11 protein-coding genes and 1 pseudogene are annotated in these 12022 nt (G+C 37.5%); 9 read left to right on the forward strand and 3 right to left on the reverse strand.

Features of this window, described 5'->3' with window-relative positions; genetic code table 11:
- Positions 1-83: 83 nt before the first annotated feature.
- The 4 genes and pseudogenes from WQ57_RS05400 (at position 84) to WQ57_RS05415 (ending at position 4158) form a co-directional block, all read left to right on the forward strand.
- On the forward strand, positions 84-1046 hold the full coding sequence (locus WQ57_RS05400) for an alpha/beta hydrolase (RefSeq protein ID WP_046522690.1): 963 nt from the start codon (positions 84-86) through the stop codon (positions 1044-1046).
- A 567-nt stretch (positions 1047-1613) separates the two neighbouring features.
- Positions 1614-2465 carry an SDR family NAD(P)-dependent oxidoreductase gene (locus WQ57_RS05405; RefSeq protein WP_046522691.1) on the forward strand — a complete coding sequence of 284 codons (852 nt, stop codon included), beginning with the start codon at positions 1614-1616 and terminating at the stop codon, positions 2463-2465.
- A gap of 217 nt (positions 2466-2682) precedes the next feature.
- Positions 2683-3668, forward strand: a pseudogene (locus WQ57_RS05410) (NAD(P)-dependent alcohol dehydrogenase).
- Between the two features lie 310 nt (positions 3669-3978).
- Complete coding sequence (locus WQ57_RS05415) at positions 3979-4158, forward strand: hypothetical protein (protein ID WP_046522692.1); 180 nt, start codon at positions 3979-3981, stop codon at positions 4156-4158.
- 466 nt (positions 4159-4624) lie between these two features.
- Here WQ57_RS05415 and WQ57_RS05420 read toward each other — a convergent pair whose 3' ends face one another.
- A complete protein-coding gene (locus WQ57_RS05420; protein WP_046522693.1) occupies positions 4625-5341 on the reverse strand; it encodes a YwaF family protein in 717 nt (238 codons plus the stop codon).
- Between the two features lie 429 nt (positions 5342-5770).
- Positions 5771-5929, reverse strand: a complete 159-nt coding sequence (locus WQ57_RS26515) for a hypothetical protein (RefSeq protein WP_156183055.1) — start codon at positions 5927-5929, stop codon at positions 5771-5773.
- Between the two features lie 1048 nt (positions 5930-6977).
- Here WQ57_RS26515 and WQ57_RS05425 point away from each other — a divergent pair.
- From WQ57_RS05425 to WQ57_RS05440, 4 genes are all read left to right on the forward strand, one after another.
- Complete coding sequence (locus tag WQ57_RS05425) at positions 6978-7958, forward strand: hypothetical protein (RefSeq protein ID WP_156183056.1); 981 nt, start codon at positions 6978-6980, stop codon at positions 7956-7958.
- The gene (locus WQ57_RS05430) at positions 7948-8196 is read left to right on the forward strand and encodes a hypothetical protein (RefSeq protein WP_046522695.1); all 249 of its coding nucleotides are present in this window, start codon (positions 7948-7950) and stop codon (positions 8194-8196) included. Before WQ57_RS05425 ends, WQ57_RS05430 begins: the two co-directional genes overlap by 11 nt.
- A gap of 54 nt (positions 8197-8250) precedes the next feature.
- Complete coding sequence (locus WQ57_RS05435) at positions 8251-8547, forward strand: hypothetical protein (RefSeq protein ID WP_046522696.1); 297 nt, start codon at positions 8251-8253, stop codon at positions 8545-8547.
- A gap of 134 nt (positions 8548-8681) precedes the next feature.
- Positions 8682-9164, forward strand: coding sequence for a hypothetical protein (locus WQ57_RS05440; RefSeq protein ID WP_046522697.1), 483 nt, complete (start codon positions 8682-8684; stop codon positions 9162-9164).
- 133 nt (positions 9165-9297) lie between these two features.
- On the opposite strand, the gene WQ57_RS05445 is transcribed toward WQ57_RS05440, so the two are convergent.
- The gene (locus WQ57_RS05445) at positions 9298-9666 is read right to left on the reverse strand and encodes a hypothetical protein (protein ID WP_046522698.1); all 369 of its coding nucleotides are present in this window, start codon (positions 9664-9666) and stop codon (positions 9298-9300) included.
- Between the two features lie 228 nt (positions 9667-9894).
- Between WQ57_RS05445 and WQ57_RS05450 the strand changes: the two genes are divergently transcribed.
- Entirely contained in the window at positions 9895-11814 is a 1920-nt protein-coding gene (locus WQ57_RS05450; protein ID WP_046522699.1) for a 3'-5' exonuclease, read from the forward strand.
- Positions 11815-12022 lie beyond the last annotated feature (208 nt).

Raw genomic sequence — 12022 nt, forward strand, 5'->3', positions numbered from 1 at the left:
TAAAAGAATTAGAGATACCACAAAATGTAAACGCATACATTCTAAATAGCGCTTGGCAAAAAAATACGAGAGGTGAATTGGCTGTGAAAAATAGAATCGATCCTGAGTTAAGAGAAGTACTGGACATTTTCCCGCCACTTGATTTGGATAATGTGGAAGCAACGAGACAGTTTATGCATGAAATGTCCCAATCAATTGAGACACCTGTAGACCCATCGCTTTCCATATCAAATCGGATGATCCAAGGCCCAGCAGATAACCCTTCCGTCCGGGTCCGGATTTATGAGCCAAAGGAAAAAACAGAACTCCTGCCTGGATTATTATGGATTCACGGTGGAGGTTATGTGTTAGGGGTCCCTGAAGGGGATGATGTATTGTGCCAGAGATTTGTCACTGAAGGGAAATGTACCGTTGTCTCGGTCGATTATAGACTGGCCCCTGAAAACCCTTATCCCGCGGGGCTGGAGGATTGCTATTCAGCTCTTCAGTGGTTCTCAGAAAACGCTGCAGATTTAGGGGTAGACCCTTCATGTATAGGTGTGGCAGGTGCCAGTGCGGGCGGAGGCTTAACCGCAGCCCTTTCATTACTCGCCAGGGATCGCAAGGGTCCGGAGCTATGCTTCCAGATGCCGCTGTACCCAATGATTGATGATCGGAACAACACACCTTCCAGTCTGGAGATTACCGGCAACATGATATGGAATCATGATTTGAACCAAAAAGGCTGGAGTATGTATTTGAATGGTATCAATGGTACAGAAAATGTCCCGGCGTATGCCGCAGCCTCCCGAGCAACGGATTTATCTGGACTTCCATACACCTATACTTGTGTGGGACAATTGGATCCATTCCGTGATGAGACACTCAGTTATGTCCAAAAGCTTTGCCAGGCTGGAGTAGATGTTGAGTTTCATTTATACCCTGGGTGCTACCACGGCTTTGAAGGCGTTGTACCGCAAGCGGGCATAAGCCAGCGGGCACTTGCCGAGTATATTGGGGCCGTGAAACATGTGCTGCATCGTCAGCAGCCTGTAGAAAAGAGATAACAATCTAAAATATGCTCCCCTTATAGTAAATCATACTTAGGGGAGTATTTTTGTTAGAAGGATGTTAGGGGAGTGACTTAGAAAGGTAATCAAGTCGCCGAATAAATTTTTAATTACTTTTTAATAATGTATCTTCTGAATAAAAGCCAGATTGTTGCCGATCACATTTTTAGTTATTGTGAAAAAATGTACTAAAAGTAACAGAGTTTAGTTTAACAAGATGGTTTCGATTTTTATACGGAGATAAGGATGTATTTGAATTGAAAATGTAAGTATCTAATGGAACAAACGGAAGCGTTGATCCCCAGGGAGGATTAATGTTTTTTTTGTGGAATTTTTTATTGAACAAACAGAGTTTGGTTAAAGAAGAAAAAGGCATGGAAAGGTATCAGAAAAAGGGATATGAAGCATTGGAAATGTAAGTATTCCTTGTTCAACTAGCGGATGTTTTGATCCAAGAAGGATGAAGGCATTTTTTTGATATTAACCATCCCTAATTAATTGATGAATTTGTTTTAAAAGATAATTGAAGTAAATGGTAAAATAACCCTGTGTGGGGGGATGAACATGACAAAACAAATAGCTCTTATAACAGGAGCAAGCGGCGGATTTGGATTACCAACAGTTATTGAACTTGCTAAATCAGGTTTTCAAGTCGTTGCAGGTGTTCAATATTTATCAGAAAAAGACATTGTTTTAACGGAAGCAATAAAACACAAAGTTGAGAACTCCGTAAATGTAGTGAAACTTGATATAACAGTCGAAAAAGACATCGAAAACGTGAAAGATTATATTTTTTCAACATACAAAACGATAGATGTTGTCGTCAATATCGCAGGTTACTCATTGGGTGGTCCTGCTGAAGATATATCGCTGGAAGATTATAAAAAGCAATTTGATGTCAATCTCTTTGGAACGATTGCTGTTACCAAGACTTTTATTCCTTATATGAGAGAAATCCGAAAAGGGAAAATTATTAACATGGGTAGTATCAGTGGGACATTAGCTTTCCCTGGCTTAACCCCTTATGCATCATCGAAATTTGCTCTGCGAGGTTTTAGCGAATCTTTAAGATTGGAATTACTTCCGTTCAATGTTCATGTATGTTTGCTTGAGCCAGGTACTTACAAAACGCCAATATGGGAAAAGGGTCTAAAAGAATTAGAAGGAATAAAAGTTCATGATGATTATAAACCAATGATTGAATTTGCTCAAAAGGGTTCAAAAATGGGGCTCGAAAAAGGTGGGGACCCAATTGAAGTGTCAAATATCATTAAAAAACTATGTTTAAAAGAAAAACCTGGTTTTTACCATCCTATTGGTAAGGATGCCATAGGCTTGGTTCGATTAAAGAAAAAAATACCGTGGTTTATTACTGAATATTTCTTGACTAAAGGTTCTGTTAAACAACTCCGTTGATACTCATTCAGTTTAAGTCAATGCCGTTTGATTTATTTCAATTAATTCATACATACTACTGATCACTCAAAAGAGCGGTAATCTAGGACTAACGCTCTTTTGTTAAACCTCTTATTGAACGACGGGAGATTAGTTTAAGACAGTTATTGGACTATCGGTCTATTTATTCTCAATGTTCGTATTATGTTAAGGAATAAAACGAATTTGAGGTGGATAAATGAAAGCCATTGTGTACACAAGGTACGGTCCCCCCGATGTTCTTGAACTGAAACAGGTACAAAAACCTATTCCAAAAGAAAATGAAATCTTAGTTAAGGTAAAAGCCACAACCGTAACAGTGGCAGATATTCGGTCACGAAGTTTTACAGTTCCACCGGCCTTCTGGTTACCTGCACGTATAACTCTTGGTTTGAGAAAACCAAAAAAAGGGATATTAGGAATGGAGTTAGCTGGCGAAGTGGAGTTAGTTGGTAAAAATGTAAAAAGGTTTAAGCAAGGAGACCAAGTTTTTGCAGCATCCTTGACAGGATTTGGTGCTTATGCCGAATATAAGTGTTTGGAGGAAGATGGACCTGTAGCTATTAAGCCTTCCAATATAACTTACGGCGAAGCAGCTGCGATTCCTATTGGAGCTCGTACAGCATTGTATTTTCTGAGGAGAACAGGTGTTAAGAGCGGTCAATCGGTTTAGTCTACGGTGCTTCAGGAAGTGTAGGAAGTTATGCAGTTCAGATTGCCAAATATCTCGGAGCAAATGTTACAGGCGTATGCAGTACCACGAATTTGGAATTAGTAAAATCTCTGGGAGCTGACAATGTAATTGATTATACAGTAGAGGATTTTTCTAGTACCGACGAAACATATGATGTTATCTTCGAAGCGGTAAACAAGAGTTCCTTTTCAGCTTGTATGAAATTGTTAAAGAATAACGGCACCTATATAAATGTTACTGAACCGCTACCAAGTGTTGAAATGTTATGGACTAAATTGACGAGTAGCAAGAGACTATTATTAAGCCGAAATTCACCTGAAACCTCAGAAGCATTGAACTTCCTTAAAGAACTTGTTGAGATGGGGAAGTTAAAGGTGGTCGTCGACAGATATTATTCGCTGGATGAGATTGTGGAAGCTCATAGATATGTCGAGAAAGGACACAAGATAGGCAATGTAGTTATAAATATGGAACATACACACCTTATTTAAATTAGACTTTTAACCAGTTTATGCTCAGGGTCAAAGCTCTGGTTGGATGTATGCCTAATAGCCCACCTAAGTTCAAATATGAATGAAAAAGCTTGTTGAATGCGTTTTAAGCTATAGGGGTTAGTGGAAGAAATAAAAAACAAAAAATAAGATAAGTCTAACAATGGTCGTTAGAATTCGGATATCGCTCTTCTTCGATTGACTATAAAACCGTGACAAATGTCTATACCTAGGACATTCACTGAGAATAGCATAAGAAAAAGAGGAGGTGAACTAAAAATGAATTTGCCATTTCAAGAAGATCGTCAATTTGGATTCGGTCACGGTTTTGGGTTTCCGTTTCATCATGGATTCCATCATTTTCCGGTTCATCATGGGTTCCACCATTTTCCGTTCCATCATGGGTTCCACCATTTTCCATTCCACCATGGATTCCATCATTTTCCGTTTCATCATGGATTCGGATTTCGTTGAAATAGATATTGAATGATAAGAAAGCGAAAAAACATACTAGGGGTTTATCAAGTAGAAATAAAAGACATGGATAAAGTTTGTAGAAGGAGAACTAAGACCATGTCCTACATTCGGGGTTTATAACAAGCAACGTTGAATATATGTGAGATCCATACTGAAAAACTAACGAAGCACTTGCTCAACAATCGGGCGCTTTTCTTTAACAAGGAGGCGTCTTTTTCTAATCAATCAAGATTCTGGAGCAACACTTTTAAATTGAGTATATTAAGGTGTAGAAGAGATTGTGTAGAATTCTACTTAAACTAGCGGGTGCGTTGATCCAGAAGGATTAGCCGCCTTTTTTTGTTGAATCCTTTATTGAACAAACGGAGTTTAGTTAAGGAAGGAAAATTAGTGAATTACAATTTTAGTTGTACACATAATATTCCCTTTGATATTTATAATTGGTCAGCAAATTATGTATGGAACCGCTTCTATCCGATTCATCGCCTTTTAAACCAAAACGGACTATACAAAATATAAAAGCCTATGATCATCACTAACTCCATCGAAAATAGATACCACGGCCATGGACCAAGATAATTTAAAGGTGAAGAAGTATTCCCTGGCTTATGCATGATATAGAGATAGTTCGCCCGCAACCATTTATTTAAGAGAAAAATGCATGCAGCATAAAAGTCTACAATTAAAACGGTGGTCCAAATTGAACGAATGGTCGGCCTAAATTTACATGAAACAACCATAAACAAAATGGCTAGCAGTACAGTTCCATGCGATACAAAAAACTGGACATATCGAAAATGAGGAAATGAAAAATGTCCAAGATTTGGAGTAAGTATTGCTTGAATAGAACTAGCCAACCCAGCAAAATACATAAATGCAAGTAGTTTGCAATTATTTCTTAGCAACATTATGATAGCCAGAAATACAGCAAGGTCACTAAGGTGAAGCGGTAGAGCAGTTTTAACTGACCATTCATTCTCGCTTAAAAGCCATACATGATAACAACTTTCAGATAACACTAATAGAAATGCTAAAGAAAAACGAATAAGCCGATCTTTACTCCCCTCCTGAAAGGTCTTTCTAAAGAAAACGGAAAGTATGCAGAGAGTTAAGATAATTCCCATTGTTAATAAGTGTTCACCTGAAAAAAGGCGAAATGATTCTTGTTTTGAGTGAAAGGAAAAAAAGGAGTTCATTTTATTACCTCTTAATAGTAAATTTTATATTATTTTAATTTCAAATCATTAAAAATGTAGCGCGCAAACCATTAAAGAAATCCTCGACTTTAACTGATATTTAAGGTGCTGGAAATGTATAACTGAATAAGACTTTGTAACTTAATTAAAAATAAACTGGAGATAATCGGACAGTTTATTGTTGATCTTGTTGGTTGGGACTCTGATGTTTATCGGTATAAATATTGGATTGAGCAATGCTTTACCACCTGGGGCTGTTGCTGGTTCTTGCTTTAGTAGGGCAAAATAAAGAAAAAGCGTGCGTCGATCTTAGGGAGCTACTAAGAGCATACATTTTAAAAAGTAGGTAACATCACAGCCCAAAAATAAATTTGGGCTGTGATGTATTTAATGGAAAGTGTGGACTTACAATCCATATGATCCGGCTGGTTACTGGCCTTTTTGATTTTGGCCGCTTATTCCTGTAACAAGTGGGACAAAATTTTTCGCAACTTGTCCAACGTTATTCCCTCGATTCATGCTATAAAAAGCTGCTGCGCCGATTCCTGCGGATGCGAGCAGTGACAGCCATATTCGTTGTTTTTGCATATCCTCAACCCCCTTGATGTTATTACCTTATTATTATTTATTAACTAAATAAAATTATGTTGGTGATAATTGTATTAGGGCCAAAATCTTAACAGTGTTTATTACCTTCATTATGTTCAATTTTCCCGTTTATTGGTTACTTTTTTGTTAAAAGACAACGTGTCACTGGTGAAATATTAGTTAAAGGTGACAAAAAAGTTTAACGGGGGACCCGCGATTTCAATAAGGAACAAGCAATCGGATTTCTTTCAATAGCTTGAGTATTAAGCCAGATGGCATCAAGAGTGTAAAACGGGTGCAAGAGTTAAAGACGGGGACTGCTGCGAAAGTCTTTTTTTCTTCTTGTACGAACGGGGCAGGTTTGCTAATGTATTGAACCTAAAAGCATTTTTACTTACTTTTGTTATTGTTTATGTATTAATCAGTCTTCCTTCAATATTAGGTGTAGGCTACGTTATTGATTGGGTTCCAGAAACAACATTATGGCAAAAGTTTAAGGGATATGTGATTGCCGGACTTCTTAATAATTTTGTTATAAAAACTGTGATAGCCGTTATTGTAGGACTTATTGTTAGTTTTATTATTTTTAGGAGGAAACAGTCTAAATGTTCCCAAAGTTTGTGAAGCAATGTACTAAAACTCATATGGTGCTTTAGTTTAAAATCATAAGCCTAATTTCTCGCTAAAAATAAGGAGGGATTAGGCGTTTATTATTTAATGATGTAATCTACACATCTTGACGATACCTCCATTGGTAAATGCATTGGAAACTAATGGTAAACATTGTGGGGATTGCTAATTTAAAAACAATATAATTATAGAAGGCTTAAATCAAACTGGTGAATCCTGTAATGATTTAAGCCTCCATTTGTTTATTTAGATAAAAAAACCTTAAGGTTGTGTGTAATAATCCGGAGATGTAGCGCAGCATCATGCACAAGTATACGGCAATGCTAACATTTTGTGGGAAAATTCCCACATGATGTCCCAACCCCTTTTTATGGTTTATTTTTTAGGTAAAATTAAGAAAAAGGAATGGAGGAGGAAGATGAAGCCATATCCATACAAAACGATTCGAGGAACGCAAATATTAAATTTTATTCATTATCTCCATGGATTGGATTACTTAGCAAAAGAACAATCTATTTTTAACGATTGGTATCGAATGCATTTAGATTTAATGTTTGATCCACATTATAGAGATAAAAATAATCCAAATCATGACTGGGACTCCTATAATACGGCCAAAAAGATACTCAGTGACGGAGGAACATTAAAAATAAATCAGAACAGCAGCTATAATGAAATCGTTTCGGCGGTTAATTTCGTTCACGAACAAGCAGATACCTTATCATTTATTTCCAATCATTTGTTAGGAATTTTGCTTAAGAATCTAAATAGAACTGACTATTTGAATAAAGAAAAAAAGGTAAATATGGATTACTTTAAGAAATACCGAATTCTTATGTCTCACAGCAGTATTTATTTAAAACTGGATAAAAGGGCATTGCAACATGAATTAAAGAAGAAAAGATACGAGCAATCCGTAGAAATAGAAAAGACGTTCAAGGACGATTTTTTTACCGGAAAGAGTATTCTTTCAACAGTACAGGATCTGGGCGTTTATATTGATGCATTATTAAAGCAAACGGATTTTAGCATAAGCAGATTTTCCAAAAATTATAAGCGATTGTTAAAGTTTAAATTAGGTATGTATGCAGAAGTCCTGTTGGATATCAAAAGTGCTTTCGTTATTCCTGATTTGTATATTAAACGTGCCATTTCAAATGAGGTGTCCAGTTATTTGGAAAATGCAAGCTCATCTTATAAGAATTTGGATTTTCATACCAAGATGAATGAAATTGGGAGTTTTGTCAAAAAGCAAAATAAGTTTCAAAGGCTATTTGAAGCTGCAGGTATGTGTGAGTTATGGTCCGACAAGGTAAAAAAGCATGCTCCCTTACCTGATGTTATACATTATATCGATATTGAAAAATTTATAGAGGAGGATGAAAATCATGAAGTCTAATTTTCATATAAGTAAAAATGACAGAAAAGTGGGAGGAACTGCCCATTTATTACACAAGCAAAAATTGGCTGGAGGTATTCATGCATTCGAGGAAAGTTTAAGAGAAGAAGGCAGGCAAGAGATTATGAATGGATTGAGGCCCTATTATAACCAACTTGAAAGAGTCGAACAGAAATTGGATAAAATGATGGAGCAGCAAGGATTAAGCTTTAAACCAAAGATGAAACGAGTCAAATAGAAATCATAGTCAGGATAAAGCAATTGAAATTTCAGTGCAAAGGGGATGGAGACCATGAAGAGATTAAAAAGACCAGAATTTGATCTTATCATCGAAAATAGTTATGAAGATATTGCTGAATCAGGAATAGTTATACCTTCTTTTGAACAAATGATTAACTTTCTGGATAAGACCGTATCCAATAAGTTCGAAATTGTAAGAAACAGGATAGATGTCATTACAGATCCGTATGGAACCTCGGCATTACAACACATGCCAAAAGAAGAATGGTATCAATATTTAGTTGATAATCATCTCTTTTTCAGAAATAAAGGGAAATTCATCAATGTGCCTCTAAAAGAAGTATGGTAACAAAGAAAAAAAGAGTTCCTAAAAATTTCTTAGAATAGTAGTTCACTTTGAGTTAGTCGGTCATTGAGGTTAGTATTTGATGATTCCGATTGTTTAAAAAAGTCTCTATAAAGCTTAAAAGGAATGATAATTGAATGAGTAGTAATAGCTTGGACAAAAGAGACATTTTGTTTAATTACGTAAAGGAATATTTATACCTTTACTACGACTTCAGGGCTGTTCAAGTCCAAATGGTAAATGAGAATTTATTCAAAGCCGTAACTGACAAGGGAATGATGTTTGAAAAGAATGTTGAAGTACACTTGTATAATGATTTCCAATTCGAAAAGGTAATTGCAGTAAGGCAGGCATCCCGGATTCGTTTCTCTGAATCTAATGTTTATAATGATTCACACCAAAGAAGTAGGGAGATTTATATAAATTGTTATCTCCGTCTTGTTTTTGATACTTCCTTGAATTATGTAACACAGGGGTCTGAAAAGGGTCTTTTCATTTGTATTACTACAGACGCTAGAAGGATAGAATTGGACATTACCAATGGTCAAATCAAAGTAATCTCTAAGACAAAAACTCCTGTCTTTGTTACTGATTTTAAAAGAAGTTTAAAAATCTATTAAACAAAAATAATCCACCTTTGCCATAGCCTAGATGGATTTATTCTTGCTGTGTGCTACTCTACTACAAAACCTTGCAGCCAGTCCCCCTTATGCTGTCTTTCCCATGTCCCCAGGAACAGAGGAGCATGTCCGGCTATTTCCTCCTCAACACACCTTTTTTCACAAGATTAATAAGCGTCCCTTTATTTTTATACCGCTGATAGGCGATCAGGCGATTCAAATCCTTTATGGTCAGCTGCGATGGTTCAATGGCCAGTTCAAATTCACCATTGACCTTTTCAATTATAGAGAGCGCATAATCGATTTGTTTTGGTGATAGAGTGTAATCTTCATCCGCTTCAACTTGTGAGGCCGAGGCTTGTTCGGCTAATGAGGATTGCAAAGAGGCCGTGTGTTCCTTTACCTTGGCATCCACCAAAGCCTCTATTTCTGATTGGCTGTACGTCTTTTGATTGGCATCCTGAGCGGGCTTAAAAAACTTTCCGATAATCCCCTTAAGCATGGTTTCACTTCACTATCAATTGTTCCTTTCTTACTATTATCAAAAGAATCTCTTGGAAAAACAATAGCTAAATTACATTTTATGGATAGATTTACCTAAAAACCCCAGACGTAGGGGATTCATAATCCAGGAGGAATAGGAAGTTTGTTATCAATAAATGTATAATTTTGGAGAATTAACTAAATTGTTGTAGTATAATAAAGGAAAATGACACGTGGAGCGTATATTATGGCGATTACGATACCAGATAATATTAGGTCCTCGGTTACTGCTGGAGAACGGCTATTTTTCCGCACCCTTAAAAACTATTTGCCGGATGATTATATTGTCTACTATGAACCTGAGATATTAGGAAAACGGCCTGATTTTGTGATTATTGGACCAGAGTTGGGAATCGTTGTTATAGAAGTAAAAGATTATACAAAGAACACCTTGCTGCAAGTCAATCATGAGGAATGGCATATTGTCGCTTCCAACGGGGTGCAGTCTGTCCAAAAAAGCCCGTTGAAACAGGCAAGGGATAATATGTTTCATGTGGTGGACGTACTGAAAAGAGATAAAAACCTGGTTCAACTGGAAGGGAAATATAAATTCCAGCTGAAATTTCCTTATGGACATGGCGTTGTTTTTACCCGGCTCTACTCTAAAGAATTTATTGAAGAAGGATTGTATTCCGTGATTGCTCCCGAATTTTGCCTGACAAGAGATGAAATTGATCCAGATAAGGAGAGCTTTTCGGAAGAGATTCTCATGGAAAAGATCCTCAACATGTTTGTCGTCCCTTACCGACTGCGTGAACCACTATCCTTTGAAGACATCAATGCAATCCGCTATCATCTGTTTCCCGAGGTTCGGATCAGTGCGGAGTTCAAGCCGCCGGTTCCATATCAGGATCAGCTGCTGCTGTCTCTGCATGATATCAAAACCATGGACCTCCACCAGGAAAACCTAGCCAAGCAAATTGGGGACAAAAACCGTCTAATTCGCGGGGTGGCAGGAAGCGGGAAGACCATTATCCTGGCGAGCAGGGCAAAGATGCTGGCAAAGCAGCATCCTGATTGGAAAATCCTGATTCTTTGCTATAACATTTCACTTTCTAACTCTATTCAGCAAATGATTTTGCACATGCTCAATGAACCAGAGGATTTATTTGATTTCGATTTTTCCGCCGAGAAGCCTGAAAACGCTGCGAGCAGCAAGAATATTCTGGTCCGAAATTTTCACTCTTGGTTAAAGAATGATTTGAGGATCCATGAGCGCCAAATCCCTGTGCTTCTGGAAAAACTCAAGAACAAAGAAGCCATTCTTCCTACCTATGATGCAATTTTAATTGATGAGGGTCAGGATTTTGAAGCGGATTGGCTTAGTCTAGTCAGTTCAGTATTGAACGAAAATACCCAATCTCTATTATTAGTGGAAGACCGGGCCCAAAGCATTTATAAACGGAAACGCTCTCTCGTCCAGGATACTGGGCTTAGCTTTCAGGGACGGTCAAAGGTTCTCTCCATCAATTACCGAAATACAAAGCAAATCGTAAAGTTTGCCTGGGACTTTTACCGTAAGCATTCGATGTTTAAAAAGAAAGTGGTCAATCGGGATTTAGAAGGGGAAATTATTGCACCTCAAAGTACCAAGCGGAAAGGTCCGGAGCCTGGAATACTCAAGGCGAAGAACTTTCCGGAAGAGATGCAGCTGGTGGCCAGGATGATTCAGAAACTTCATCAACAACGAAATGTGCCCCTGCATGAAATGCTAATCCTTTACCGTGTCAAGAAAACCCACAAGCACCATATTATTGACACTATTAAACGGACCTTGGCAGCTGCAGACCTGCCTTTCTATTGGATTACCGAAAACGAAAATTCGAAACGGTCGTTTGAAAAAGAAGATAACCGCGTCAAAATAAGTACAATCGACAGCAGCAAAGGACTGGATTTTCAAGCCGTGTTTATCGTTAATGTCGATTCGATGCCATTTCCGTTAGAAGAAGACAAAGAACGGGAAGTGTCACTCTTCTATATCGGCATGACCAGAGCAAAAGAATATCTTTGTCTGTCCTATTCAGGTGTGTCGGAGTTTACTCAATATCTGGATACTGTAAAAGAGGAGCGGGAGAAGAGGGGGCAGGGGGTGAAGGTGAGCAATTAAGGGTGAAGGGAGAAATTAGAAGCGACGGAACGATTCTTCAGCGTCATTCGTGGGTCGACTAGGATAAAATATAAAGTATGTAGAAATCATTGGCTGGATAGGAATTTTAATTGATACCACTCTACATTGGATGAGAAAGATCATATGTTCGTTTATCTATGGTATAATTAAGAAGCAATAGAATAGGAAACTTAAGGGTGGTCAGCTC

The sequence above is a fragment of the Mesobacillus campisalis genome (assembly GCF_000986785.1).
Lineage (GTDB): Bacteria > Bacillota > Bacilli > Bacillales > Cytobacillaceae > Mesobacillus_B > Mesobacillus_B campisalis.